Source organism: Kitasatospora sp. NPDC058492, from assembly GCF_042720685.1.
In the GTDB taxonomy this organism is placed as follows: domain Bacteria; phylum Actinomycetota; class Actinomycetes; order Streptomycetales; family Streptomycetaceae; genus Kitasatospora.
On record NZ_JBHXMU010000001.1, the window covers coordinates 250,105 to 275,208 of the forward strand.

Genomic DNA, 25,104 nt, shown 5'->3' on the forward strand with positions numbered 1-25,104 from the left:
TCCTGTGGCCACTGCTCGGAAGGCGTACACCCTTGCCGCGTTGACTCCGGCACGGTGAACGGAACAGATTCCGTCAAGCGCGTTGACCAAAAAGCTGCATGCCGATATGTCAGTGTACGAGCCGTTGGGCCAGGAGCCCGCTTCACCGCTACGTGCCGACGGAGGCGCAGACATGGTCGATGGAATCCGCGAAGAGGACGAGTCCGGAGGGCCGGGGGCAGCACCGGTGGCACGCCGAAGCCTCCTCAGGGCCGCAGGGCTGGGTGCCGCCGTGGTGGGCCTGGGCGCAGCCGTGCCCGCGGCGGCCGCAGCCGAGGACCGGTCCGCGACCCCCGCAGGCACCACCCGCCGGCCGGACGTGCTGAACAGCGTGAACCTGTACTGCTCGGCGGACGCGGGCACCTACATGGGCGGCGGGACGGCCACCGTGCAGGTCACGGTCGGCAACTTCAGCAGCGCCGCGGCCACCGGACCGGTGTCGCTGAAGGTCATCACCCCGTTCTACGCCAACGTCGCGTCGCTGCCCTCCGTCAGCGGCGGCACCTCCCGCTGGCTGTACCAGAACAGCGCGCCCGACGTGCCCTCCGTCATCCAGGTCTCGTTCAACGGCTTCCCGGCGAACACGGCCGTGACCGTGCCCGTCACCTTCACCCTGCTGCCCGCCGCCCCCAACATCCCCCCGATCGGCCGGGCGATCTTCACCACCGACGCGAACAACACCACCGACATGGACAGCGACCTGACCCGCAACGTGTGGGAGTTCGGCTTCGTCCGCTCCAGCCTGGCCACCCCGCCCCCCGGCAACGCCAACCTCTACTTCACCTCCCCCCAGCTGCCCCTGATCGCCGGAGGCGCGGCGGCCGAGATCCCGTTCCACTTCTTCAACGGCGCCGGCGCCCTGTTCGACGGCACCCAGAGCCCCGCGAACTTCACCTTCTCCACCCCCTTCTACACCCAGGTCCCCACCGCCGGCCGCCCGCCCGGCCTCACCGCGCTCTACGAGAACAACGACCCCGCCATCCCCTCCGTCTACCGGCTCTCCGTCCCCCCGGGGCTCGGCTCCCTCGGCCCGCAGACCCCCGCCACCATCGGCATCCCCTTCCTGATGCAGAGCGGCGGCCCGAGGGAGTACACCGTCTCCTCCGCCATGATCACCCCCACCGGCGGCGACACCCAGGGCGACCTCACCATCGCCCACCACCACTTCGGCATGGTCTCCGTCATCAACACCGCCGTGTAGCCCGGTCGGATCACCGGCCTTGCTCCTGGTGTCCTGCGCCGGACCTCCGGCGCAGGACACCAGTACTCCGAGCCCGCTCCGCACGCCTCCGAGCGCCGGGCCCTCTCGGAACCCGCTCGCGCGCTCACTCCACCGCTTCCAGGCCCGGCAACGGCCCGGGACGAGGCCCGCTGGGCGCCGCCTGCCGCCGCAAGCGCGGTGCCCACCAGTTGAGTTCACCGAGCAGGCGCATGGTGGCGGGGACCAGCAGCATGCGCACCACGGTGGCATCGACGGCCACGGCCACCAGGACACCGAGGGCGATCTCCTTCACGGTGACGACGGGGCTGGTCGCGAAGGCCGCGGCGACCAGCACGATCAGGGCCGCTGCGGCCGAGATCAGCCCGCCGGTGCGCCCGAGGCCGGTCACCACGGCGCTCGCGTTGTCCATGCCGCCGCGGTGGAGCTCGCGGATCTGCGCGATCAGGAAGAGTTCGTAGTCGACGGAGAGCGCGAAGACGAACATCAGCATGATGGCGGCCTCCAACGCGCCGACGTACCCGGTGGGTTGGAGGCCCAGCAGCCGGGCGCCATGGCCGTCCTGGACGGTCCAGGTGACGGCCGCGAAGGCGATGCCGAGGGACATCGTCGTGGTGATGACCGCCTTGAGCGGGACCAGCAGCGACCGGAAGGCCAGGAAGAGCAGGCCGAGCGTGACCACCAGCAGGTACCCGACCAGTGCCGGGAGCCTGGCCTTCAGGGTGTCCAGGACGTCGACGTTGGCCGCGGCCGGTCCGCCGACCAGGACGCGGCCGCCGTCGGGCGGGTCGAGCGCCCGCACGGCGCGCACCAGTTGCCCGGCGGCGGGAGCGTCCGGAGCCGCGTCGGTGGTGACGGTCAGTATGGCGCTGTGCGCGGTGCTGACGCGCAGCCGGACGTCCTGGGCGTTCGGCAGTCCGGCGAGCCGCTGCTGCCAGCGGGCCAGTGCGGCCTTGCCCGGCTGGCCGCCGATGTCGTCCCGCAGGTGGGCGACGACCTGGAGTTGGTCGAGCGCGGCCGCCGGGAAGTCCTCGTGCAGCAGTTCCTGGGCTCTGCGGCTGGCCGCCCCGGCGGGCAGGGTCCGCTGATCGCTCGCGGCCAGGTGCAGGCCGACGACCGGGGCGCTCAGCACCGCGATCATCGCGACGGCGGCGGTGAGCCAGGCCCACGGATGGGTGACGGCGCTCCGGCCGAGCCGGTACCAGAACCCCGTCTCCTCGCCCTCCGCCCAGGCACGTCCGAGACCGGCCCGTCCGAAGCCCGGCAGCCGGACGCACCCGGCCTCGACGCCCGGGCCGAGCACGGCCAGTACGGCGGGCAGCATGGTGAGGCTGACGGCGCCGGCCAGCGCGACGGTGACGGCGGCGCCGATGCCGAGGGAGCGGGTGATGGGGAACGGAAGCAGGGTCAGGCCCAGGACGGCGAGCGAGATGGCCGTCGCGGAGTAGAGCACGGTGTGCCCGGCGGTGGCCATGGTGGCGGCCACGGCCCGGTGCGGGTCGCCCCGGTGGCGCAGCTCGCGCCGGAAGCGGACGACGACGAACAGGGCGTAGTCGACGGACAGCCCGAGAGCGATCATGACGACGACGTTGCGGGTGACGTAGCTGACCGGCACCAGTGGGGCGAGCACGCGCAGCACCGCGAAGGACAGCGTGAGGCTCGCGCCGGCCACGGCCAGCGGCAGCAGGGCCGCGGCGAGGCTGCCGAAGAAGAGCAGCAGCAGCAGGAACAGCAGGGGGAAGACGTAGAGTTCGGCCCGGGTGAGGTCGTCGTCGACGGTGCGGTCCAGGTCGGCCTGGAGCGGGACCTGCCCGGCGTAGGCGACGGTGAGTCCGTCGGCGTGCAGCAGCCGGCGCAGCCGCTCGTAGGAGGCGGTCTTGGCCTGGTCGCCGGTGCCGGCCAGTCCGACGACCACGCAGGCCGCGTGCCCGTCGGTGGAGAGGAGTTCCCGCTTGCCGGTGTTCCAGTAGTGCTGGGCACCCGTCAGCACGGATCTGGGCACCTCGGCGAGCGCGGAGCGCACGGCTTCGCCGAACTCCAGGTCGTCCACGGTGAGGGTCTCGCTGCGGAAGACCACGATCGTGCTGGTCCCGCCCGCGTTGTAGTGGTGCTCGATGGCTTCGAGCGCCCGGCTGGACTCGGCCCCTTGGTTGGTGAAGCCGCCGTGGGACAGCCGCGCGGGCAGCCCGGCCCCGACGACCGCGGCGACGGCCAGCAGCAGGGCGGTGGTCCACAGCACCGCCCAGCGGTGGCGGGCGACGAGTGCGCCGAGCCGGGCCCCGGTGCCGTCGGGCGGCGCCGGGGTGGCTCGGACCGTACCCGCCCGGGGGTCAGTCCCGGCGCAGGGCGAGGACGACATTGTGGCCTCCGAAGCCGAAGGAGTGGCTGAGCGCCGCGTCGATGCGCTGCCGGCGCGCCGTCCCGGTGACGCAGTCGATGTCGAACTCGGCGATGTCGGGGGTGAGGTTTGCGATCGGCGGCACCAGCCCGCGTTCGATGGTCAGCACGGTGAGCGCCGCCTCGATCGCGCCGGCCGCGCCGAGGCTGTGGCCGAGCACGCCCTTGGGGGCGGTGACGCTGGGCTGGTGCGGCAGGGCGCGAGCGATCAGGCCGGCCTCGGCGGCGTCGTTGAGTGGGGTGGAGGTGCCGTGGGCGTTGACGTGGCCGATGTCGCCGGCGCCCAGGCCCGCGCTGCGCAGCGCCGTGCGCAGCGCCTGTTCCGCACCGGCGGCGCCCTGGGGCGGCGCGGTCGGGTGGTGGGCGTCGTTGCTGGCGCCGTGTCCGGCGAGCACGGCGCGCGCCCGGGCGCCGCGCGCCCTCGCGTCCGCGGCGCGCTCCAGGACGAGCACGGCGGCGCCCTCGGCCAGGACGAAGCCGTCCCGGTCGGCGGCGAACGGCCGGGAGGCGCCCGGTACGTCGTGCCCGCGTGCCGACAGGGTGCCCATCCGGTGGAACCCGGTCGCCACCAGCGGGCTGAGGGCGGCTTCGGCGCCACCGGCCAGGACGATGTCGCAGGACCCCGCGACCAGCAGGTCGTGGGCGATGGCCAGCGCCGTGGCACCGGAGGCGCAGGCGGTGGCGCAGGCGAGCGTGGGGCCGCGCGCGCCGAACTCCTGGGCCACCTCGCCGACGGCCATGTTGCCGATGACCATCGGGATCACCGTCGGCGAGACGTGGGCCGGCCCGCGCTGGTGGAGTCGGCGCAGTTGGTCCTCCCAGTGCGGCGCGCCGCCGAAGCCCACCCCGAGCACGACGGCGACCCGGGCGCCGTCCCACCCGCCGGTGTCCAGTCCCGCGTTCTGGACGGCCTCCCGGGCCGCGAGCAGCGCGAGCTTGCTGAACCGTCCGATCCGCCAGGCCTTCTTGCGCCCGACCGCCGTGTCCAGGTCCATGGCGGGGATGCGGCAGGAGAACGCCACCGGGGCGGCGTCGAGGTCCGGGTCCGGTGACGCGGTGGGTGTGCCGGCGCAGACCCGCTGCCAGGTCTCCTCGGCGCCGAACCCGGCCGGGGTGACCAGCCCCAGGCCGGTGACGGCGATCTCGGGGCGGTTCACGCGACCGGTTCGGTCGCGTCGCCGAGTCGGGCCTGGACGATCCGGGCGACGTCGATGAGCGTGCTCTGCCGGTCGGCGTCCTCCTGGCTGATCAGGATGCCGAACTCGTCCTGGAGCACGAAGGCGAACTCGGCCAGCGCGAGCGAGTCGACGTCCATCTCCTCGAAGGTGGCGTCGGGGCTGACGGCGTCGGCGGATACGCCGAACCGCTCGACGAGCAGGGTCTGGGCGGTGTCGCAGACGTCGTCCACGGAGAGCGTCGTGTCCATAGCGGTGGTTCCTTTCCGGAGTGTGAGGGGGCGGGCTCAGCCGCCGGTAGTGCGGTGGTGACGGGTCAGCTCGGCCATGGCCTGGTCGAACGTGGTGGGCGGCTCGAAGCCGAGGTCGCGCCGGGCCGACGTGAGGTCGAACCAGTGCGGCCGGGTGAGCTGGTGGAGCAGGAATCGGCTGAGGCCGTGGTCGGTGTGGCGGCGGAGCACCGTCGTGGTGGCGTCGGCCAGGACGGCGGCGGCCAGGGCGACGGGGTAGGGCACCGGGCGCCAGCTCGCGTGGCGTCCGGCTGCGGCGAGGAGCCTGGTCACCACCTCGCGCAGGGGCCGCGGTTCGCCCTGGGCGATGAAGTAGGCCTGCCCGGCCGCCGGGTGGCCCGGTCGCAGCCGGTCCAGCGCGAGCAGGTGGGCGTGGGCCGCGGTGGCGAGGTGGCAGGTGTCGACGAGGTTGGTGCCGCGGCCCGGCATCAGCAGTCGCCCGCCCTTGGTCGCCCGCAGCAGGGCGGGCAGGAAGTGCGGGTCGCCGGGCCCCCAGATCAGATGGGGGCGCAGCACCGTGGTCGCCAGGTCCGGGCCGTTGGCGGCGAGGACGGCCGCCTCGGCCTCGGCTTTGGTGCGGGGGTAGGCGGCCGAGTGGCGTCGGGGCCCGGGCAGGGACTCGTCCGCTCCCGTGACGCCCTCAGGGGTGAAGGCCACGCTCGCGGTGGAGGTATAGACCAGTTGGCGGATACCAAGGGCGCGGCAGGCGGTCAGGACGCGCCGGGTGCCGTCGACGTTGACCGCGCGGTACGGCTGCTCGGGCCCCCGGACCCCGGCCAGGGCCGCGTTGTGGATCACCGCCTCGCACCCGGCGAGGGCTCGCCGAACCGTATCCGGGTCGGCGATGTCGCCCAGGTGCTGACGGACCCCGAGCCGCTCCAGCTCCGGACTCCAGCGGCGGTTCAGTGAGACCGCCGCGTCGCCGCGCCCGGTGAGGCGGCGGCACAGCTCCAGACCGAGGAAGCCGCTGCCCCCGGTGACCAGGACCCTCATCGCCCGCCGCCCAGCACGCCGCCCGGGCGTCGTCGGCGCAGCCGGCGGCGGGCCCAGCGGGCGAGGCGGTCGCGGTCGACGCGCGAGTTGTGCCTCGGGTCGGTGGGCAGCCGGCGGTGGAGCAGGACGGTGGCGATCCGGTGGCCGCCCGGCACCGCCGACAGGGCGTGCCGAAGCCCCTGGAGGACGGCCGTCGCCGAGTTGGCCGCCGAGGGCGCCAACTCCACGCAGAGCACCGGCCGTTGACGGCCCGCGGGCCCGAGGCCGATCAGCGCGGTGCGGCCGATGCCGGGCACCGCGTCGGCGATCCGCTCGACCACCGCGGTGTCGAGCACGAACCCGGCTCCGTGCACCCGGTGCGCGGAGCGCCCGAGGAACCACAGCCGGCCGCTCCCGTCGAGCCAGCCGAGATCGCCGGTGCGGTGCAGCACGTCCTCGCCGGAGCCGACCTTGGCGGCCGCGTTCGCTCCCGGGCGGGCATGGTAGGCCAGGCTGACCTGCGGGCCACCGACCGTGATCTCCCCGTAACCCCCTTGCGGCACAGGCCGGTTGTACGACACGGGGCCGACCGGCACCAGGACGTGGGCCGTGATGCCGGGCACCGGGCGGCCCAGGCAGACCCCGCGGTGGGCGTGCAGCGGTTCCGCGTGCGCGGCGGCCAGTTCGGTGCTGTCGATCACGCTGACCGGCAGGCACTCGGTGGCGCCGTACGCGCTGAGCAACGTCGCGTCCTCCGGCAGCGCCCGGCGCAGCGCACGCACCAGCCGTTCGGACGGCGGGGCGCCGAAGGAACAGACCAGCCGCACCGGGGCGAGCGACACACGGCCGTGCTCGCACTCCCCGGCCAGGGCCCGCAGCACCGCCGGGGAGGCGCACACCACCGAGGTGAAGTGTTCGGTGACGGCGCGCGCCAGGTCGGCGCCCCGGGTGCGGGCCGGTCTGAGGTGGTTCACGGCCGGCACGACGGTGGTGGCGCCGGTGGCGGGCCCGAACAGGGCGAAGGGCAGGAATCCGGCGAGCAGCACCTCGCCCGGGCCCAGCCCCAGCAGCCCGGCGATCGAGCGGACCTGGGCGGCCAGCTGCCGGTGCTCGTACTCCACGCCCTTGGGCACTCCGGTGGAGCCGGAGGTGAAGGCGATCAGCGCGAGCGAGGCGGCGGGCGGCGGGCTCGGCCACGACGGCTCCGGCCGCTCCGTCTCCGGCTCCGGCTCCGGCCGACGCGCGCGCCACGCTCGGCCCGTGAGCAGCGAGACGGTGACGTGCGGGCGGGCCCAGCCGAGCAGCAGCCGGGCCAGCTGGGCGAGCGGGTCGCCGATGAACACCTCGGGCCGCGTCTCGTCCAGACAGGCCCGCAGCGCCGGACGGGGCAGCGCCGGGTCGATCAGCACCGGCACCGCACCGAGGGCGAGCAGCCCGTACACGGTGGTCACCAGGTCGTACGGGTCGCGGGCCATCACCACGGCCTTCTGCCCGGCGCCGACGCCCGCCTCGCGCAGTTCGCGGATGCGCGCCCGGCAGGCGGCCTCCAGCGTCGCGAAGTCGACGGTGTGCCAACGGCCGCGCGGAGCGGGCCAGACGAGCGCGGTGCGGTCCGGCTGCAGGCCGGCCCAGCCGGCCAGGTGGGCGGCGAGCGTCTCCGGCCAGGCGTCCTGCTCCTCGGTCGCCCCGGGGACCGCGCTCACCACCGCAGGGCCATGACGCCGAGGCTGGTGCCGCTGGCCAGGCCGAGGATCCCCACCAGGTCGCCTTCGTGCAGCCGGCCCTGCTCCTGCGCGAGTGCCAGCTGCAGCGGGATGGTGGCGGTGGCGACGTTGCCGTAGTGGGGGAAGGTGGGGATCACGGCCTCGGCGGGGATGCCCGCGGATGAGCAGAGGTCGCGGGTCATGGCCGCCGAGGGCTGGTGGACGCAGAACAGCGCGCAGTCGGCCACGGAATCGATCAGCTCGCCCGCGGCCTTGAAGGCCTGTTCCCGCAGCTCCGCGAAGGAGGCCGTCAACGCGGCGTCGTCGACGTCCAACTCGTGCATCCGGCCGGTGGCGTACGGGCTGCGCAGTACCGCACTCGGCCACGCGGCCGGGTTGGCGAAGAAGCGGCTGCCGAGGATACCGGGCCGTTCGCTCGCCTCCACCAGCACGGCCGCCCCCATGTCGCCCAGCGTGAGACTGGCCAGTGCCGATGCGAGCCGGCCGCGGTCCGGAACGCGCCAGCGGGTGATCCGGCTGGGCACCTCCCCGGTGACCACCAGCACCCGCCGGTAGGAACCGAGCCTGATCAGCGCGTCCACGCTCTCCAACGCGCTGAGCACGCCGTTGCAGGCGTTCATCAGATCGAAGACCGGCGCCGTGACACCGAGTTTGGCGGCCACCACGTTCGCGGTCGCCGGCTCGTCGAGGTCCTTGCTGATCCCGGTGTAGACGAGCAGGTCGATCGTCTCGGGCGGGAGGCCGGCGTCGCGCAGGACGGCGGCAGCCGCCCGGGCCGCCAGGTCCGAGGGCATTTCCTCCGCCGCCGCCACGCACCGCTCGCGCAGCCCGAACATGTGCTCCAGCAGTCCCGCCGGCAGCGCGGCCCCTGGGCTCTGCCGACGCAGTTCCTCCTCGATCTCGCGGGAACTCTGACGGGCCTCGGGGACATGGACCCGCACGAGACTGATCCTGCTGTGGGGCGAGGGCATGGGTACCTCTCCGTGATGGTTCGTCATCGCGTGGACAGGAAGCGCCGAAGCGGCCCGGTCAGGGACTCTCCGGCGTCCTCCAGGACGAAGTGGCCCGCGTCGGCGAAGGCGTGCACCTCGGCGTGCGGGAGCCTGCGCCGCCACTCCCCCAGGACGAGCGGGGTGAACACCGGGTCGCGCAGGCCCCAGCCGATGAACACCGGCAGCCCGGCGAGGTCGGCGCTGTCGCCACCGGGATCGACCAGGGACCAGGCGGGGTCCGCGCCGCTGCGCGGGATCTGCCGCAGGAAGTCCCGCACCGCGCGGCGCTGCCACGCGCTGCGGTACGGCCGCAGGTAGGCGGAGCGGACTTCGGCGGGCAGCGGCCGGACCACCCCGGCCCGCAGCGCCGCCCGGGGGAAGACGTTCAGCAGGTGCGCCGCCTCGCCGAGCGGCCGGACGTCGCGCAGCAGGGCCAGCGAGCGCGGCAGCCGGTACCCCTCGGGCCAGCGGAAACCCACGCTGTTCAGCACGACCAGCTTCGTGACCAACCCGGGGTGCCGCCTCGCCCAGGCCAGGCCGATCGGCCCTCCCCAGTCGTGTACCGCCAGGGTCCAGCCCGCCGACGGCGCCCGACGCTGCTCGATCAGGTGGGCCGCCAGCGCGTCGAGGTGCTCCAGCCGCTCCGCGAGCGGAATCGGACCGGCACCGGTCCTGTGCTGGGAGAACCCCATGCCCAGCTGGTCCGGCGCAATGCAACGGAAGTCCCCGGCCAGCGCGGTGATCAGACGCCGCCACAGATATCCCCACGTCGGGTTTCCGTGCAGCATGAGCACGACGTCGCCGGATCCGTGGTCGACGTAGTGCAATCCGGATTCCTCCTCGCGCCGCCAGTGCTCCCTACCCGGAAAGCCGGGCAGGAGGGGTCGACTGGGCAGCATGGGGGTCTCCCCTTGTCCGTCGGGCGGCCCGACGGGCCAGCGCTGAAAAGGTCTGCCGCAGAACGTAACCCGCCGCCGGGGGAAGACCCGGCAAGCACGCGCCGGTATCCCCCGACTGCCCGACAGTAAAGATTGTTCACGATCTTCAGTAGCAAAAAGACAACGTTGGAGGAGTTCGGTCCTGCGCTGCGACAGTCGGATCAATATCGCACCGTAAAGGCGAATCCAGCCCTGCTCGGATCGCACGGAGCCTCACTGGTGGTGATTCTGGCAGCAGCAGTTCGTACCTAAACAAAGGAGAGCATTATGGGAGCTCGACCCACCGCCCCAGGCACACCGTCCGGGCCGCACACCAGAAAACTCTCGGTCCGGCGGTGGCGACTCGCGACCGTCCCGCTCGCCCTGGTCGCCACGGCCGCCGGTGCCGGCCTGCTCTTCCAGCAGGCCTCCCCCATCCCGGCCGCCGCCAGCGAGTCCACCGGCCACCGCGACACGCTCCTGACCAAGCTCACCTGCTCCGGGCAGGCCGTCGGCAGCAGCAGCGCGCCGATCACGAACACCCCCGCAACCGTGTCCCTCTCCTGGGTCGGCACGTTCGACGAGTGTTTCGCCGAGAACGGCGGGCCCACGAACGTCCTGTCGGCGACGTTGACCTTCGCCGGCACCGGCACGCTCTCGTGTTCCTCCCCCAGTACGTTCAGCGGCACCGAGACCATCACCTGGTACAGCGGACTGAACCAGACCGGCAGCGTCGTCGGAACCTCCACCGTGACCACCAACGGCGCACAGGACGTCGAAGGCGACCCCGCGCGCGGGGACATCCTCAACTCGAGCGACGGCACGGTGTCCCTCGGCAGCAAGGTCCTGCCGCTCGCCGGCGTCCTCGCCACCTTCGAGCCCACCAGCGACATCAGCCACTGCTCCAACGGCCTGAGCAGCCTCACCGCGAAGCACGACGCCCAGTTCTCCAGCCTCCTCTGACCCCCTCAGCCGCCCGACTTCACAGAACAGGAACACCATGCCTTCGCACTCCTGGGACTCCGACCCCGTGCCGACGCGGGAAGCAGCGCCGTCCAGGCCCCGCCGGTGGCGCCTGGCCGCCGTCCCGCTCGCCCTGGCCGCCGTGGCCGCCACCTCGGCCGTGCTCCTCCAGCAGCCCGCCCCCGCCTCGGCCGCCGACACCCCGGCCGTGACCGACGGGGCCAACGGGGTCGCCGAAACCCGGGCCAACCCCCTGCTCCGGCTCATGTGCTCCGCGGAGGGTACGGTCAACAGCACCCAGCCGATCACGGACACCCCCGCTGCGGTCGACCTGTCCATGAACAACGGCGCCATCGACAGGTGCCTGACGAAGAACGGCGGCCCCGCCCTGTCCGCCGGATCGGTCTCCGTCACCGGGTCGGCGACCCTCGCCTGCAAGCAGATCGGCCAGCTCACCGGCACCATCGTCGTCGACTGGGTCGACGCGAACGGCAACCCGGCCGGCACCTCCACCATCAACACCTCGGGCATGCAACGCGTCGAGGGCGACCCCTCGAAGAACCAGATCGCCAACAGCCTCAACGGCACGGTCTCCCTCGACAGCACCGTCCTGCCCGGCGCCACCGTCACCGGCACCCTCTACCCGGGGGCCGACATCACGGACTGCGACAGCGGGACCATCAGCAGCCTCCCGGGAAGTCGAATGGTCATGCGCTTCAACCTCTGAGGCTCCCTCGACACTTGGCCGGGGCGCGGCACGTGCCGCGCCCCGGCCTCGGACGATCCGGGTCCGAGACCTCGCCCCACCCTGGTCTCCGGCGGGAGCGGCCCCGGGTCAGCTCGGGGAGCCGGACCAGATGACGTCCTTGCGCAGCCGCCCGAGACCGTAGTCGAACTGGGCGGAGAACCGGTCGGCCGCGCTGCCCGGCAGGGCGTACGCCGTCAGACCGGTGGCCTCCTCGCCCGGGGCCAGCGAGCCCTTGAGGATCTTCATCCGTCCGCTTCCGTCGATCAGTGTGAAGACGAGGTTGCCCTTGGCGTCCCTGATGGTGGGCAGCCCCGACCCGTCGAGCGAGGCCTCCTCCGACCCGGTGTTGACGACGGTGATCCGCACCTGGATGATCTTGGCGTTCTTGGGAGTCCCCGACACGCTGTCGCTCGGAACGTACGGCGTCGGCGCGGCCATCGTGACCTTCAGCCCGTCCCCGTACGTGTAGGACTGACCGAACGACAGACGCCGGGCCCGCTCGTCCGCGGCCGCCGTCTCCTGCTCGGCCTCGACCCTCCTCCGCTCGGCCTCGATCCGCTCCCGCTCCCTCGCCGCCCGCTCGTTGTCGGCCCGGGTCGCGGCATCGGCACGGGCGCGAGCGGCGTTCTCGTCCGCCCGCCGCTCGTCGTTGGCCGCCTGCACCCGCGTCACGACGAACACCCCGGCGCCGACCGAGACCAGCAGGCCGGTGATGCCCAGGATCACGCCCGCGAGCGCCATCGCCCGGTTGGTCGCCAGGCCCTTGCGGACGTAGCCCAGCCCGATGGCGCCGAAGACCACGGCGAGCAGGGCCGGCAGCCAGGACAGCCAGAAGAAGATGACGGCCAGGCTGAGGACGCCACCGACGATCCCGAGCACCATGGCCGCGGTGCCCAGGCCGTTGCGGGGCTGCGGCGCCGGCATCGGGTACGCGTACGGCGGCCAGTACGGGACGTTCGGAGCCGCGGCAGGGGGTGCGGCAGCGGTGGCGGCGGGCGCCGTGGCCTCGCCCTGACCCTGACCCGGGCTCGGCGCCGCCCATGCGTTGGTGTCGGCCGGCTCCTCGGCGGACCGCGGGCTGTCGGGCGGGGCAGGAACGGTCATGCAAAATCCTTCAGGCACTTGAGATGATGAGCGGCTGTTCAGCCTCGACGCCAAAGGATCTCCTGATCCCCCGACGACAGCGACCCGATTTCCGCGAAGCGACCACCACCCCAGGCCGGACCCGCACGTCGACACCCCGGGACGGGACACCGACGGGGTCGGCGGGTGATCAACATACAGGTGCCCGGTGACAGCTCCGACGTCGCGGTGCAAGCTCAAGCGAGCAACTGTTCAAGCCACCTGAAAGGGGAACACCCGCCATGGCCACCAGGACCGCACTCGTCACCGGAACCAGCCGCCCGGCCGGACTCGGCTTCGCCGTCGCCCGCGAACTCGCCGGACAGGGCTACCACGTCGTCCTCACCGCCCGCGACCACTCCACGGCAGAGCCGCTGGCCGACCGACTGCGCCGGGACGGGCACGCGGCCACCGCCCTGCGCCTGGACCTGTCCGACCCCGTCAGCATGCACGAAGCGGCCGACCACCTCACCCAGGCCTTCGGCCACCTCGACGTCCTGGTCAACAACGCCAGCGCCATGCCCGACTTCCAGGTCCTGTCCGCGATGGAGGCCGACATGGATGCGGTGCGCACCGCACTGGAAGTCACCGTGATCGGCCCGTGGGCCCTGACCCAGGCGATGCTGCCGCTGCTGACCGCCGCGCCCGCAGCCCGGATCGTGAACGTCTCAAGCCTGTCCGCCCAGCAGATCGCCACCGGCCTCGACCTCGGCGCGGCGCTGCGCGCCCCGGCCTACTCGATGGCCAAGTACATGCTCAACGCCCTGACCACGGTGCTCGCCCGGGACCTGGCGCACACCCCGATCCTCGTCAACGCCGTCGACCCCGGCAACACCGCGACCCACCCCGAACGCGGCGACGACGCAACCGACCGCCCTGCCGCCGAAAGTGCCCGCGACATCGTCCGAGCCGCCACCCTCGACGCCGACGGGCCCACCGGACAGCTGTTCGGCAACGGACGACCCGTTGCCTGACACCACGTTCAAACCGCGCCCACGGTGGCCTCTCCGCGCCGGGCGACAACGTGCACCCAATCCCCGGCCTCAGTCGCTTCAGTCCCTGTCGCCGCCCTGACCTGCGTCAATACGCAGCGACCAAAGCGACCAAAGGGGCCGGACAGCCCGGACAGCCCGTGGAAGCCGACAGTCGCTCGACCCGCCCTGGACGACTCCAGCCGCGAGTGCCCGAACACCAGGTCCCTGAGCGAAGACAGTCAGAGCCCGAGTGGAGTCGGGTCAGGGGGCCGTCGAGGGAACGAGGTGGTCGAGTCCCTGTGCACTGCCCGTCGCGGCCTCGATCGAGCGCGGCAGCATGATGCTCTCGTAGGCGCGGACGGCGTCGTCGACGCCGGGTTCGGTGGCGAGGGCGTGGGCGAGGTCGGAGCCGTCGAGCATGGCGAGATTGGCGCCCAGTCCGACCGGGGGCATCAGGTGCGCGGCATCGCCGAGCAGCGTGACGCCGGGAACGCGCTGCCAGGTGTGCGGGGCGGGCAGGACGAACAGGGGCCGGCTGACGAACCCGCTGTCGCTGTTGCGCAGGACGTAGCGCAGGCTCTCGTCCCAGCCGTCGAACGTCCTCAGCAGGTGCGTCCGCACGGCCCGCTGGTCGCCGAGGTCGATACCGGCGGCCGTGTGCCAGTCCTCCGGCACGCGCAGCGCTATGTAGGCGCGGATGTGGCCGTTGCTGTTGCGCTGGGCGACCAGGGACCTGCCGGCGCCCTTCGCCAGCATCGAACCGTTGCCGACCAGCCGCGCGAGGTCGGGGTGGCGGGTGTCGCAGTGGTCGAATCCGGTCTCGACGAAGGTGACACCGGTGTAGCGGGGTACGGCGGGCGACAGGGCCGGACGGACGCGCGACCAGGCGCCGTCGGCACCGACCACCAGGTCGAAGTCCTCGACGGTACCGTCACCGAAGCGCAGCCGGCAGGTGCCGTCCGTCAGCGGGGTGACCCCGCTGACGGCGCGGTCCCATCGCACCGTGCCCTCGGCGATCGAGTCCAGGAGCAGGCCGCGCAGTTGGCCCCGGTCGATCTCCGGCCGGCCGCCGTCGGCGGAAGGCCCCTGCTGTGCCAGGAGCGCGGCGGTGGCGAAGTCGAGCACGCGCCATGCGTCTCCTTCGGGGCGGGCGAGGGCGTGGAACCGGTCGAGGAGCCCCGCCGCGCGCAGGGCGGCCTGGCCGGTGTCGGCGTGCAGGTCGAGGGTGCCGCCCTGCGGGCGGGCGTCGGCGGATGCCTCGCGCTCGAAGACGGTGACGGAGCGGCCGTGCTGCTGCAGGACCCGGGCGCAGGTGAGGCCGCCGAGGCCGGCGCCGACGATCGCGATGCGGGGTTCGCGGGGTTCGCGGGCAGAGTTCATGGGAGTACCCCTCGGGGAGGTGGGTGGGCCGCTGGGAGGCCTGACATCACCAAGAAAGCACACTCGCTAAATAAGCGCAACGACTAAACTTTTGCAGCGGATGCACTTCGCCGATATGGTGGGCACGTGACCGAACCGACCGGGCGCCGCGAGCGCAAGAAGGCCCAGACCCGCCAGTCCCTGGCCGACGCCGCACTCGACCTCTTCCTCGAACACGGCTACGACCAGGTCGGCGTCAAGGACGTCGCCGAGGCCGCCGACGTCTCGGTGACCACCCTGTTCAAGCACTTCTCCGGCAAGGAAGCCCTGGTCTTCGACCAGGAGGACGACATCGAAGCAGCACTCGTCGCCGCCGTACGCGAACGCACCCCCGGCACGTCGATCCCGCAGGCGCTGCGCGAGCACCTCCTGCTGGCGCAGACCCAGTTCGCCGTCCACACCGCGGACCCGCGGTTCGCCGACTTCACGCGCATGGTGCAGGAGACCCCCGCGCTGCGCGACTACGCCCACCGCATGTGGACGCGCCACGAAACCGCCCTGGCACGAGCCATCGCCGAGGCCGTCGCCGCCCCCGAGGACGACGTCAGCTGCGCCGCCCTCGCCCGTTTCGCCCTTGAGGCCCGCGGCCTCATCCTGCGGCACCCTGAACCACGCCGAGCCGCCGACGACGCCTTCGCCCTGCTCGAACACGGCTGGGCAGCCTCCCACCCGGGCACCTGACCCGGCCGCGCCGCCTCTCGCCCTATACGGCGACGCCGAGCTCCCTGCCGGTCCGCTGGAGGAACTCGACGACCTGCGGCTCGCGGCGCCAAGGCGTGAGCGCGGTGTTGAACTCGCGGACGTAGTCCTTGGCCCGGCTGGACTGGACGCGGGCGAGGATGTCGACGGCCTGGTGGCCGAGCGCGAGGCCCTGGTCCAGGTCCTTGCTCTGGAGGTGGGCGGTGCCGACGATGGCCAGCCGCATCCCGACCGAGCGGGTGAACACCCCGGGCGGCATGGCGGCGGCCTGCGCGTTCCACGCGAGGGCGGCCTCGGGGTTCCTCAGGTCGCGGAAGATCTCGGCGGCGTCGGCCGAGAGCCGGGCGTGGTGGTAGAAGTCGATCCACGCCGGCTCCTCGGCGCCGTCGTGGGCCTGGTCGAGCAGGCTCTCGGAGGCAGCGAGCGCGGCGGAGGCGGCCCGGGCGTCGTCGTCCCGGGCGTGGGCCCGGGCCTCGATGAGCTTGGTGAACGCGAGCACCCTGGGGGCTGCCCGGCCCCTGGCCCGCTCGAAGGCGCCCTGGGCCATGTCGATGGCCTCGCTCGCGAATCCCCTCAGCAGAGTTTGCATGGCCATCGTGGCCAGGACATAGCAGCCGAGCTGGACGTCGCCGCCGGCCCGGGCCAGGCGGAGAGCCTGGATGAAGTGCCGTTGAGCGACGTCGTGTCGGCCGACGTCGAAGGCCGTCCAGCCTGCCAGGCGGGACAACTCGGCCGTCGCGGAGAACAGTTGCCGTCCGACCTCGTCGCTGAAGGAGCCGTTCAGGAGCGGGACCGCGCGTTCCCGGAGGCAGGCGGTGACGGAGTTGGCCTTCCAGTTCCCGCCGCCGTACTTGGAGTCCCAGCGCCGGGCGTCGTCGGCGGCGTCCCGCAGTTCGGCGAGGTCGGCGGCGCCGACCCGGCCGCGGCCGCGGTGGGCGGCGGTGTCGTCGGCGGGGGTGACCAGCCAGCGGGTGACCGGGGTGGTGAACGCGGAGACGGCGAAGCCCGCACCGGTGAGGAAGTCTCGGCGGTTCACGCTGCTCCAGAACGAAGTGGCCGTACGCACGGCCTCGGCGGGGTCCCTCGGGAAATCCCACCCCATCGCGGCGTCCGGTGTCCCGGCATCGGCCATACCGATCTCGCCGAGTCCCACGGGCCGGCCGAGCCGCTCGCCGATCGCCCGGGCCAGCAGCTTCGGCACGGGCCAGTCCGGAACCATGCCGCGCGCCGTCCAGTTCGCGACGGACGTGTGCGTATAGGTCGTGGTCAGCCCGGCTTCGTGGGCGAGCTCGTTCACCCGGTGGGCCAGCGATTTGCGGCTGGCGCCCTCGCACTTGTCGATCATCCGGGCCAGCGCGTCGTTCGGCGGCCTGGTCCGGCGGGTGGTCGACGCCACGGCGTCCCCCTCAATCGGTCCCCGCACGGGCGCGGGGAAGTCGTACGCGGCCAGGCACGAGACGTCGCAGGTCCGGCACCCGAGGCCTGATCGCCGAGGGTATGACATCCGTCGCTCACGGTGAATCGGATGCACGATTTGTGAGCCCCCTTGCGAGCCCTGTCCGCACCGACTGCCAGGCGGTTGCCTGGTGTTCGGGCCTCCGCCGGGGCCTGCGGAAACCTCCTCCCGGCGGGGCCACCACCGATTCACGCGCAGGGGTGACACCCGGATGCGCGGAATCGCAGGACCGGCCGGCGCGGACGCCGCCCGCCCCCTTCGGAAGGACACGTTCGTGAAGCTCACCGTGATCGGCTGCGGCTACCTCGGCGCGACCCACGCCGCCGCGATGGCCGAACTCGGCCACCAGGTCCTCGGCATGGACACCGACGCCGACAAGGTCGACGCGCTGAACAAAGGCCAGGCCCCGTTCGTCGAGCACGGCCTGGACGACCTGCTCGCCAAGCACACCGCCACCGGGCGGCTCCGTTTCACCCCCTCCTACGCGGAGGCCGCCGGCTTCGCCGACGTCCACTTCCTGGGCGTCGGCACCCCGCAGCGGGACGGCAGCGGCGCCTACGACCTCACCCACCTCCACACCGCCGTCCGGCGCCTGGCCCCCAGGCTCGGCGACGGCGCGGTGATCATCGGCAAATCGACCGTCCCGGTCGGCACGGTCACGGAACTGCGGCAGACCCTGGACGAGCACCTCCGCGCCGGGGTGAGCGTCGGCCTGGCCTGGTCGCCGGAGTTCCTGCGCGAGTCGTTCGCCCTCCTGGACACCCTGGAGCCGAACCGGATCGTGCTCGGCGTCGAGGACGGCGACACCGGCAGCGAGGCCGCCTTCCGGCGGGTCTACGCCGACATCCTGGCCGCCGGCTCCCCGCTGATCGTCACCGGCATCGCGACGGCCGAGCTGATCAAGGGCGCCGCGAACGCCTTCCTCGCCACCAAGATCTCCTTCATCAACGCGATGGCCGAGCTCTGCGAGCTGACCGGCGCCGACGTCCGGCAGATCGTCCTCGCCCTGGGCCACGACCACCGGATCGGCGCCGAGGGCATGCGGCCCGGCCTCGGGTTCGGCGGCGGCTGCCTGCCCAAGGACCTGGCCGGGTTCACCTACCGCGCCGAAGAGCTCGGCGCCGACACCGGCCTGCTCCGCCAGGTCGCGGCGATCAACCGGCGCCGGCGCGAGCACACCGTCGAACTCGCCCGCGAAGTCCTCGGCAACGCCGTGACCGGCAAGCGGATCGCGGTCTGGGGCGCCGCGTTCAAGGCCCACACCGACGACATCCGCGACTCCCCGGCCCTGGCCGTCGCCGACGCCCTCCTGCGGGCCGGCGCCGAGGTCACCGTCCACGACCCCGCCGCCGTGGACAACGCCCGCAGGGCCTACCCCCGGCTCGACTACGCCGACGACCCCACCCAGGCCGTCACCGGCGCCGAACTGCTGCTGCACCTGACCGACTGGCCCCAGTACTCCGACGCCGACCCGGCCGACCTCGCCCGGCACATCGCCGTCCCCCGGGTCATCGACGCCCGAGGCACCCTCGACGCCGCCCGCTGGCGCGCTGCCGGCTGGACCTTCCGCGCCCTCGGCCGCCCCTGACCCGCACGGATGACCCGCACGGGGCCCCGGCAGCCACGTCGATCCCGTCCGGCTCCGTGCCTGCCCCACCCCTGCGGTTGCCCCCGGGGCCGGCGTCGTCCGCGCCGCCCGGGTCTGCCCTTCTCCGTGCCCTGACGGGTCCGGGGCCACCAGAGTGCCGGTGGACCCGGGCGCCTATGATCGGCCGGGGGCGGATCCGCCCGTTCGCGCACCACCTGCCGGATACCACCGTCGGGGCCGGCCCACCGGAACGGATCACGGGAACGGGCCACGGGGGCGGATCGAGGGGTGGGGCACGGAGGGCTTTCCGGTCCGGCTGCCGCCCTGCGGACGGGGCTCCCCCACGGAGGGCCGCGGTACCGGCCTCGCCGTCCGACCCATGACACGCACCCCGGCCGGCCCACCGCACCGCCGACCCGAATGGAGACCGATGTCCGAGATAACCGCCGAGGAGCCGCGTCAGAGCACGGCCGACCCGACGGTCCTGATTCTGGCCGCGATGGCGGCGGTGATGGCCGCGCTCTCGGTCCGCATCCTGATGCTGGACAACGAGTCGACGGACTTCTACTACTTCCTCGGGCCCTGGTACCAGTACATCGCGAACAACGGCGGGTTCCACGCTCTCAGCGGCACCGGCTTCTCGGACTACAACGTCCCCTACCTGTACCTGATGGCCGCGCTCACCTACCTTCCGGTGGCCGCGCTCACGGGTATCAAGTGCATCTCGATCCTGTTCGACCTGGCGCTGGCGTACTACACGTTCCGCATCGTCTCCCTGCGGTCGCCGCAGCAGCCCTGGCGGGCCCTCGGCGCGGCGGTGATCGTCCTCTTCCTCCCCACGGTCGTGACCAACAGCGGCTGGTGGGGCCAGGCCGACGCGATCTTCACGACCTTCCTGGTCGGCGGCGTCTACCACATCCTGCGCGACCGGCCCTGGTGGGCCTGCTCGTTCTTCGGGATCGCGCTGGCGTTCAAGCTCCAGGCGATCTTCCTGTTCCCGCTCCTGCTCGTCCTGGTGCTGGCGCGACGGATCCCGTGGCGAAGCCTGCTGGCCCTTCCGGCGGTGTACGTGGCGCTCGACATCCCCGCCGTCCTGCTCGGCTCCGACCCGTGGCAGCTGCTGACGGTGTACGCCCGGCAGCCGGACACGTACAAGGACCTCACGCTCAACGCGCCGTCGGTCTACCAGTTCGTCTCGGTGCCGTACGAGGAGCAGGACCCCGTACGGCACGCAGGTGTGCTGGTCGCGGGCGCGCTGGTGCTGGTGCTGATCGGGCTGGCGGTCTGGGCCATCCGCCGCGCCGGCGGGGCGGCGGCCCTGGAGAACGGACCGACAGTACGGGAGGGACGGGCCAAGCTCACCGACACGGGGCTCCTGCTGCTGGCCGCCGTCTTCGCGATCGCGGTGCCGTTCCTGCTGCCGTCCATGCACGAGCGCTACTTCTACGTGGCGGACGTGATCAGCGTGATCATCGCCTTCCAACTGCCCCGGCGGCTCTGGTACGTGCCGGTCCTGGTCCAGCTGTCGTCCTTCGGCAGTTACCTCAAGTTCATCGCCCCCAGCGTGTCACCGTACCTGTCCATGCCGGCCAACGGCGTGCTGATGCTGCTGGCGCTGATAGTCGTACTCCGGGCCACCATCGGGGAGTTCCGGCGCTCGTGGACTCCGGGCGATCTCGAACCGGCCCCGGAGGCGGCGGCGCTGACCGCGTAGGTTCGCCGGAGCGCCCGGTCACCCGCCTTCGGGCAGCGGCCTTCCTCCCCGGCGGAGGCTCCCGCGGAATGATGGGCCCCTCTCGCGTCAAGCGTGGTTGACGCGAGAGGGGCCCATCGTGCCGTGGCGGCACGGGAGTTGACCACGAGAGCTCTACCCTTGGGGTCATGAAGCAGCAGTACGTCACCATGGCCCTCGCAGGCCTCCTGATCGGAATCCTCGCGTTCGGCGCCGGCTGGTACACGGCCCGTGCCCGGGAGACCGCTCCGGCCCCGACCTACATCACGGTCACGCCGGAGCCGGTCACCGCGGGCACGATCTCCCCTCCCGCCTCGGCCGGTGCCCGGTAGGGCTACTGACGAACCGCCCAGAAACGGTCGGCCATATTGTCGAAGCCGACCGACGCGGACAGGGACTCCGGCGGCTCCTTCCAGAGCATCTGCCACTGGCCGTCGCCCGGGTCGTTGTCCACGATCACCTCCAGGCCGCGGGCGGTGTTGACCCAGCTACTGGTCTGGTCGCGGAACCCGTAGTCGGCGAAGTACACCGGCTTGTCCTCGTGGAAGAGGTTGAACTGCAGCCTCCTGCCACCCCAGTTCTTGTCGGCGTAGAAGCAGTAGTAGGAGGGTTCGCTGGTCGGGGCCGGGCACTTCTTCCAGTCCGCGCCCCTGGCGGACCGGCGGTGGTGGTCCCCGCTCCACGGGGGAGCCTGCGCCTCCCCGGGCAGCGGCAGGACCACCACCGCCCCGTCCGGGTAGGTGATCTCGTTGGCGGCGGTCTGCTTACCGTTCTTGCTCGCGGCGAGTTGGGCGTCCACCGCCTGCTGCAGCAGGTCACGGTCACCGCGGGCAAGGTTTCTGATGACGGGCCGCGCGTCCTCGCCCGTACTGGGTGCGGCTGCGGCCCGCGCCCCAAGGGGCGCAGCCAGGAGCACGAAGGCCACGACCCCACGAACGAGGAGACTGCGGACTCGAGAGTGCGTCATATTCCAACGGTAGCGATATGCATACGATATGTGATGCTCGCGTCTCGATCAGGGGGCGTGAGACGGCATGCACGCGCCGATCGATCGAAACCTGCGCCCGGGAGAGCCCCTGCTGCTCGCCGTGTTCGTCCGGACTCGTCCGGGCTCGGGTCACGGGGCGGCCGGTGGTCGGTGGGCCGCCCGGCTGCGGACATTCGGCCCTATCTCACCTCGGCCGGTCCACGTCCGGATGCGGAACTTCCGTGTGGCATAGCCAATTTGGGTGAAGGTTTGCCCACCGATCGACGGCAGGGCGACGGGGCGCCGTAGCCTCGGTGGCGACCCGTCGCCGCCGAGGTGCGCGATCCGTTCGGTGCCACGGGAATTCGTCGACTCGGAAAGGCCAGCGACAGAATGACACTCTCATCGGGCTCATCGGGCGGGAACGACGCGACGACCGGCGGGCCCTCCCGCCGCAGGGTCCTCAAGATCGGCATCGGCGTCGCCGTGGGGGCGGGGGCCATCGGCTCGGGCGCCCCCGCGGCGGTCGCCGGCGGTCCGAACGACCCTCCGAGCCCGACGATCGCGACCAAGGTGAAGAACCTCAGCGGCCCGGTCGAGACCGGGCCGTTCGCCTCGCCGTGGACCGACCTCGGCATCCCGGTGCTGTGTCCGGACGGCACGATGCTCTTCGTCTGCGGCGACACCTTCGACGGCGCCCAGGTGGGCGCAGCCGACTGGCGTGCCCCGGTCGGCCTGCGCTCCAGCAGCGCCGACCTGAACAACCTGCGCATCGACGGCAGCGTCGGCGGCAGCCACGCCAACAGCCTGGTCGACGAGCCGCACAACCCGGTCGGTGACAAGGCCACGACGGCGATCCCGTCCGACGTGTTCGTCGTCGACGGCGTGATGTACATGCACCTCATGCGCGGCGTCATCTACGACACCCACCACACCGACTTCTGGCGCTCCACCGACAACGGTGAGACCTGGCAGTACCTGTGCCAGTGGCCGGGCGACCTGTACGGCGGCCAGTTCCAGCAGAAGACGTACGCCGTGGCCGACGACGGCTACTGCTACGTCCTGTCCACGGTCTTCAACCGCGACGTGGAATCGGGAATGCTGCTCCACCGGGTACGAAAGGAGAGCCTCGGCAATCCGGACGCCTACGAGCCGTGGGGCTACGCCGACGGCGGCTGGCGGTGGAACGCGCCCGCCCCGACGACCGTCTTCGGCACCCGCAAGTGGGGCGAGATGTGCTTCCGCGCCATGGACGGCAAGTACGTCCTCACGTGGCTGAACATGGACCAGTTGTCGATCAGGGCGATGGTCTTCGCCCTCCCGACCTCGGACCTGACCACGACGCTGGAACAGGCCATGATCCTCCCCTGCGCCCCGGGCCAGGAGGTCGCCAACCTGGTCGCCAGCCCGTACGGCGGTTTCGTCATCCCCGGCTCGACGTTCGGCAACTTCCACATCGTCGTCAGCCAGTGGTACGACCCGACGAACTACCGGATCATGCAGTACCGGATCAACATGCTGTCCTGAGCCCGCACCGGCTTCGGGTCGATGCCGCCGGCCCCGCGTCGGGCCCGCAGCGGCCCGGAAAACATGTCGACCGTGCTCGCCCCGTCCGGTACGGTCGCGGGGTTGTTTCGCCGCCGGAAGCCCGTGCCGTTCGCGTGTGGTCTCCCCGGCGGTTCCCCGGCTGAGAGCAGGTACTCGTCATGGCGTGTCGTATCGGTGAGCTGGTGCTCGGTTGCCGCGACCCCGAGGTGCTGGCGCGGTTCTGGTGCGAGGTCCTGGACTTCGTCGTACTCGGTCGCGAGGACGACGGCTCGATGGAGATCGGGCCGCGCGAAGGATTCGGCGGTGCGCAGCCGACGATCTTCCTCAGCCGCCGGGACGAGCCGGAGCCGGGCAAGTCCCGGCTGCACATCGACGTGAACGCCACCGACCGCGATCAGGACGCCGAGCTCGAACGCCTTCTGGCGCTCGGCGCCCGCCCGGCCGACATCGGCCAGACCGGGCAGGAGCAGTGGCATGTCCTGACCGACCCCGAAGGCAATGAGTTCTGCCTGCTCAAGGCCCGCATCGACCCGCTCTGACGCCGATCGGCCACGCCTCGGCGCGAGGCTCCGGGCACCCGGGGTCTGCCGCGAAGTCCGATGCGGCGGAGGTGCCTTGATCGGTCGCGAATCTGACGCGGCGAAAGTCTTGTGCAGAGACGTTCAACCGAGAAGGCCAGGGAGGACGAACCCGTGAAACGTGCGCCGGTGAAGGTGAAGCAGCGAGCGGGCGGCGCCCGGATTCTGCTGTTGATTCCCGCCGCGGCGCTGCTCGCCTCGGCCTGTGCGTCCGCAGCGGAGAACAGCGCCGCCGGGCAAGGTGAGGGCCGCCGCCCGACCGCCGTCGCGACGACCCCGGCGGAGGTGCGGACGGACGTCGAACCGTTGAAGCGCCACTTCCCGCAGCTGGGTGAGCTGTCCGCGACGAAGTGGGTCGGCCGGGTGCTGACGAAGAACTCCGTGCCGGAGATCCCCGGTCCGACCGACGTGAGCCTGGACGGGGTGGCGAAGCTCGATCCGGCGACGCTGACGGCGATCACGGGCAGCGGGACGTGGCGGGAGGGCGGCATCGGATGCGGTGTCCCGCAGGAGATAGCCGCCGAGGTCGGGGACACGATGGCGTGGCTCCACAGTGAGGCCTTCGACAAGTCGGTCACGCGGGCCCAGTACACAGGGAGCTTCTACTTCGACAGGCAGACCAACCGCGTGTACTTCTGCACGGTGAACCCGAAGGACCGAACCAGCTGATTCCCGCCGTCCGGCGGTTCGCTGCTCGCCCGATGGCGCGGGGCCGGGGTCCGATGGCCCCGCGCGATCGGCTAACGGGAGAAGTGGGCCTTGACGCTCACGGCCGGTCCACCCGAGTATTTCTGAACGGCCGTCCTTGCGTCTCCAGACACAGCCACGGAAACGGTGCCTGCGGGAGGAACGGTGATCAGCCCGCCGATCGGGACCACTTCAATCGCCTGCTGGGGCGTTCCGGCCGGTGTCTGGTTGTAGACCAGGTAGACGATCCGGACCGATACGGCCGCGTTGTTCGGGTTCTTCACGATGACCTGGTCGAATGCGTCGAACTTGGTCAGCTGCTGGCCTGCGGAATCCGCCGGCTCGGCCTCGACCGCGGACGCGTCCGCCGGAAGGTCCGCCGCGGCGAGTTCTTTGACGGTCACTCTGACATTGGCGACCCGTTGGGCGTCAGCCCCGTGGAAGGCCAGGACGTCGTAGCCACCGCCGGGCTGGATGACGAGACTGCCTCGGTCACTCCCGTACGCCGTGGTGACCTGTACGTCGGGCAGATCGTGACCGCTGCCGTCCACTGCCGTGATCGTCAGAGTGGGCGCCGCGCCGGCCTGCCCGTCGTTGTCGATGGACAGCGTCTGATCGATGTACTCATGTTTGCCCAGCGCGTGGTAACTGAAGGACAGTGATGTGGCTGTCGGGCCTGGTGCAGCGGCAGGTGTGGCGGGAGTTGCGGCAGTCGGCGCCGCATCGGTCGCGCTACTTGCTTGGGACGGCCCCTTCGCGGGGGTTGTGGAGGCACCACTCGGGTCGCAGCCGGTCAACGCGGCGACACCGAGGACGATGCCTACAACCGTCCGGATCCGGAGGGCGGAGGTGCCCCGCCTGCTCCGAACGAAAGATCGATCAATCCTTGACATTTGCC

At 72.0% G+C, this 25,104-nt stretch carries 23 protein-coding genes; 11 read left to right on the top strand and 12 right to left on the bottom strand.

Annotated elements, in window-relative coordinates; translation table 11 throughout:
* Window positions 1–172: 172 nt before the first annotated feature.
* Entirely contained in the window at window positions 173–1,240 is a 1,068-nt protein-coding gene (locus tag ACFWPI_RS01010; protein ID WP_380369306.1) for a hypothetical protein, read from the top strand.
* Window positions 1,241–1,364: 124 nt separating this feature from the next.
* Here the strand turns inward: ACFWPI_RS01010 and ACFWPI_RS01015 are convergent, their stop codons facing one another.
* From ACFWPI_RS01015 to ACFWPI_RS01045, 7 genes are read right to left on the bottom strand one after another with little or no spacing between them, the layout of a single operon-like run.
* Window positions 1,365–3,617, bottom strand: a complete 2,253-nt coding sequence (locus ACFWPI_RS01015) for an MMPL family transporter (RefSeq protein WP_380369309.1) — start codon at window positions 3,615–3,617, stop codon at window positions 1,365–1,367.
* Window positions 3,589–4,812: a beta-ketoacyl-[acyl-carrier-protein] synthase family protein gene (locus tag ACFWPI_RS01020; RefSeq protein WP_380369311.1), complete on the bottom strand. Its 1,224-nt coding sequence runs from the start codon at window positions 4,810–4,812 to the stop codon at window positions 3,589–3,591. The genes ACFWPI_RS01015 and ACFWPI_RS01020 overlap by 29 nt, the downstream gene beginning before the upstream one ends.
* Window positions 4,809–5,081, bottom strand: a complete 273-nt coding sequence (locus ACFWPI_RS01025) for an acyl carrier protein (protein ID WP_380369315.1) — start codon at window positions 5,079–5,081, stop codon at window positions 4,809–4,811. Before ACFWPI_RS01025 ends, ACFWPI_RS01020 begins: the two co-directional genes overlap by 4 nt.
* Window positions 5,082–5,117: 36 nt before the next feature.
* The gene (locus ACFWPI_RS01030) at window positions 5,118–6,113 is read right to left on the bottom strand and encodes an NAD-dependent epimerase/dehydratase family protein (RefSeq protein ID WP_380369318.1); all 996 of its coding nucleotides are present in this window, start codon (window positions 6,111–6,113) and stop codon (window positions 5,118–5,120) included.
* Complete coding sequence (locus ACFWPI_RS01035) at window positions 6,110–7,795, bottom strand: AMP-binding protein (RefSeq protein ID WP_380369320.1); 1,686 nt, start codon at window positions 7,793–7,795, stop codon at window positions 6,110–6,112. Before ACFWPI_RS01035 ends, ACFWPI_RS01030 begins: the two co-directional genes overlap by 4 nt.
* Window positions 7,792–8,757, bottom strand: a complete 966-nt coding sequence (locus tag ACFWPI_RS01040; protein WP_380369323.1) for a 3-oxoacyl-ACP synthase III family protein — start codon at window positions 8,755–8,757, stop codon at window positions 7,792–7,794. Before ACFWPI_RS01040 ends, ACFWPI_RS01035 begins: the two co-directional genes overlap by 4 nt.
* Window positions 8,758–8,810: 53 nt before the next feature.
* Entirely contained in the window at window positions 8,811–9,635 is an 825-nt protein-coding gene (locus ACFWPI_RS01045; protein WP_380369325.1) for an alpha/beta fold hydrolase, read from the bottom strand.
* Window positions 9,636–10,013: 378 nt separating this feature from the next.
* Here ACFWPI_RS01045 and ACFWPI_RS01050 point away from each other — a divergent pair, with 378 nt between their 5' ends.
* Window positions 10,014–10,688 carry a hypothetical protein gene (locus ACFWPI_RS01050; protein ID WP_380369329.1) on the top strand — a complete coding sequence of 225 codons (675 nt, stop codon included), beginning with the start codon at window positions 10,014–10,016 and terminating at the stop codon, window positions 10,686–10,688.
* Between the two features lie 37 nt (window positions 10,689–10,725).
* Window positions 10,726–11,415 (top strand): hypothetical protein, encoded by a 690-nt coding sequence (locus ACFWPI_RS01055; RefSeq protein ID WP_380369331.1) that lies wholly within the window; start codon window positions 10,726–10,728, stop codon window positions 11,413–11,415.
* A gap of 108 nt (window positions 11,416–11,523) precedes the next feature.
* Here ACFWPI_RS01055 and ACFWPI_RS01060 read toward each other — a convergent pair whose 3' ends face one another.
* Window positions 11,524–12,540: a DUF4190 domain-containing protein gene (locus tag ACFWPI_RS01060; RefSeq protein WP_380369333.1), complete on the bottom strand. Its 1,017-nt coding sequence runs from the start codon at window positions 12,538–12,540 to the stop codon at window positions 11,524–11,526.
* Window positions 12,541–12,800: 260 nt separating this feature from the next.
* Between ACFWPI_RS01060 and ACFWPI_RS01065 the strand changes: the two genes are divergently transcribed.
* Complete coding sequence (locus ACFWPI_RS01065; RefSeq protein ID WP_380369335.1) at window positions 12,801–13,532, top strand: SDR family NAD(P)-dependent oxidoreductase; 732 nt, start codon at window positions 12,801–12,803, stop codon at window positions 13,530–13,532.
* 261 nt (window positions 13,533–13,793) lie between these two features.
* On the opposite strand, the gene ACFWPI_RS01070 is transcribed toward ACFWPI_RS01065, so the two are convergent.
* Window positions 13,794–14,912, bottom strand: a complete 1,119-nt coding sequence (locus tag ACFWPI_RS01070) for an FAD-dependent oxidoreductase (RefSeq protein ID WP_380369338.1) — start codon at window positions 14,910–14,912, stop codon at window positions 13,794–13,796.
* A 126-nt stretch (window positions 14,913–15,038) separates the two neighbouring features.
* Between ACFWPI_RS01070 and ACFWPI_RS01075 the strand changes: the two genes are divergently transcribed.
* A complete protein-coding gene (locus ACFWPI_RS01075) occupies window positions 15,039–15,632 on the top strand; it encodes a TetR/AcrR family transcriptional regulator (RefSeq protein ID WP_380369341.1) in 594 nt (197 codons plus the stop codon).
* A 22-nt stretch (window positions 15,633–15,654) separates the two neighbouring features.
* Here ACFWPI_RS01075 and ACFWPI_RS01080 read toward each other — a convergent pair whose 3' ends face one another.
* Window positions 15,655–17,046, bottom strand: a complete 1,392-nt coding sequence (locus ACFWPI_RS01080; protein ID WP_380369344.1) for a sporulation protein — start codon at window positions 17,044–17,046, stop codon at window positions 15,655–15,657.
* 334 nt (window positions 17,047–17,380) lie between these two features.
* On the opposite strand from ACFWPI_RS01080, the gene ACFWPI_RS01085 reads away from it, so the two are divergent.
* The 3 genes from ACFWPI_RS01085 (at window position 17,381) to ACFWPI_RS01095 (ending at window position 20,758) form a co-directional block, all read left to right on the top strand.
* Window positions 17,381–18,694: a UDP-glucose dehydrogenase family protein gene (locus ACFWPI_RS01085; protein WP_380369347.1), complete on the top strand. Its 1,314-nt coding sequence runs from the start codon at window positions 17,381–17,383 to the stop codon at window positions 18,692–18,694.
* 430 nt (window positions 18,695–19,124) lie between these two features.
* Complete coding sequence (locus ACFWPI_RS01090) at window positions 19,125–20,408, top strand: glycosyltransferase 87 family protein (RefSeq protein WP_380369350.1); 1,284 nt, start codon at window positions 19,125–19,127, stop codon at window positions 20,406–20,408.
* A gap of 167 nt (window positions 20,409–20,575) precedes the next feature.
* Complete coding sequence (locus ACFWPI_RS01095; RefSeq protein ID WP_063352045.1) at window positions 20,576–20,758, top strand: hypothetical protein; 183 nt, start codon at window positions 20,576–20,578, stop codon at window positions 20,756–20,758.
* Window positions 20,759–20,760: 2 nt separating this feature from the next.
* On the opposite strand, the gene ACFWPI_RS01100 is transcribed toward ACFWPI_RS01095, so the two are convergent.
* The gene (locus ACFWPI_RS01100; protein WP_380369354.1) at window positions 20,761–21,393 is read right to left on the bottom strand and encodes a peptidase inhibitor family I36 protein; all 633 of its coding nucleotides are present in this window, start codon (window positions 21,391–21,393) and stop codon (window positions 20,761–20,763) included.
* A 393-nt stretch (window positions 21,394–21,786) separates the two neighbouring features.
* Here ACFWPI_RS01100 and ACFWPI_RS01105 point away from each other — a divergent pair, with 393 nt between their 5' ends.
* From ACFWPI_RS01105 to ACFWPI_RS01115, 3 genes are all read left to right on the top strand, one after another.
* Window positions 21,787–22,920, top strand: a complete 1,134-nt coding sequence (locus ACFWPI_RS01105; protein ID WP_380369357.1) for a DUF4185 domain-containing protein — start codon at window positions 21,787–21,789, stop codon at window positions 22,918–22,920.
* Between the two features lie 179 nt (window positions 22,921–23,099).
* Complete coding sequence (locus tag ACFWPI_RS01110) at window positions 23,100–23,480, top strand: VOC family protein (protein WP_363367504.1); 381 nt, start codon at window positions 23,100–23,102, stop codon at window positions 23,478–23,480.
* A 153-nt stretch (window positions 23,481–23,633) separates the two neighbouring features.
* The gene (locus tag ACFWPI_RS01115) at window positions 23,634–24,188 is read left to right on the top strand and encodes a hypothetical protein (RefSeq protein ID WP_380369361.1); all 555 of its coding nucleotides are present in this window, start codon (window positions 23,634–23,636) and stop codon (window positions 24,186–24,188) included.
* 71 nt (window positions 24,189–24,259) lie between these two features.
* On the opposite strand, the gene ACFWPI_RS01120 is transcribed toward ACFWPI_RS01115, so the two are convergent.
* Window positions 24,260–25,099 carry a hypothetical protein gene (locus ACFWPI_RS01120; protein ID WP_380369364.1) on the bottom strand — a complete coding sequence of 280 codons (840 nt, stop codon included), beginning with the start codon at window positions 25,097–25,099 and terminating at the stop codon, window positions 24,260–24,262.
* Between the last annotated feature and the right edge of the window lie 5 nt (window positions 25,100–25,104).

Excerpts from the sequence above, each read along its gene's own strand:
- ACFWPI_RS01090 (WP_380369350.1), top strand. The coding sequence starts at position 19,125 with ATGTCCGAGATAACCGCCGAGGAGCCGCGTCAGAGCACGGCCGACCCG.
- ACFWPI_RS01050 (WP_380369329.1), top strand. The coding sequence starts at position 10,014 with ATGGGAGCTCGACCCACCGCCCCAGGCACACCGTCCGGGCCGCACACC.
- ACFWPI_RS01065 (WP_380369335.1), top strand. The coding sequence starts at position 12,801 with ATGGCCACCAGGACCGCACTCGTCACCGGAACCAGCCGCCCGGCCGGA.
- ACFWPI_RS01025 (WP_380369315.1), bottom strand. The coding sequence starts at position 5,081 with ATGGACACGACGCTCTCCGTGGACGACGTCTGCGACACCGCCCAGACC.
- ACFWPI_RS01110 (WP_363367504.1), top strand. The coding sequence starts at position 23,100 with ATGGCGTGTCGTATCGGTGAGCTGGTGCTCGGTTGCCGCGACCCCGAG.
- ACFWPI_RS01030 (WP_380369318.1), bottom strand. The coding sequence starts at position 6,113 with ATGAGGGTCCTGGTCACCGGGGGCAGCGGCTTCCTCGGTCTGGAGCTG.
- ACFWPI_RS01015 (WP_380369309.1), bottom strand. The coding sequence starts at position 3,617 with ATGTCGTCCTCGCCCTGCGCCGGGACTGACCCCCGGGCGGGTACGGTC.
- ACFWPI_RS01060 (WP_380369333.1), bottom strand. The coding sequence starts at position 12,540 with ATGACCGTTCCTGCCCCGCCCGACAGCCCGCGGTCCGCCGAGGAGCCG.
- ACFWPI_RS01095 (WP_063352045.1), top strand. The coding sequence starts at position 20,576 with ATGAAGCAGCAGTACGTCACCATGGCCCTCGCAGGCCTCCTGATCGGA.
- ACFWPI_RS01120 (WP_380369364.1), bottom strand. The coding sequence starts at position 25,099 with ATGTCAAGGATTGATCGATCTTTCGTTCGGAGCAGGCGGGGCACCTCC.
- ACFWPI_RS01055 (WP_380369331.1), top strand. The coding sequence starts at position 10,726 with ATGCCTTCGCACTCCTGGGACTCCGACCCCGTGCCGACGCGGGAAGCA.
- ACFWPI_RS01100 (WP_380369354.1), bottom strand. The coding sequence starts at position 21,393 with ATGACGCACTCTCGAGTCCGCAGTCTCCTCGTTCGTGGGGTCGTGGCC.
- ACFWPI_RS01010 (WP_380369306.1), top strand. The coding sequence starts at position 173 with ATGGTCGATGGAATCCGCGAAGAGGACGAGTCCGGAGGGCCGGGGGCA.
- ACFWPI_RS01070 (WP_380369338.1), bottom strand. The coding sequence starts at position 14,912 with ATGAACTCTGCCCGCGAACCCCGCGAACCCCGCATCGCGATCGTCGGC.
- ACFWPI_RS01105 (WP_380369357.1), top strand. The coding sequence starts at position 21,787 with ATGACACTCTCATCGGGCTCATCGGGCGGGAACGACGCGACGACCGGC.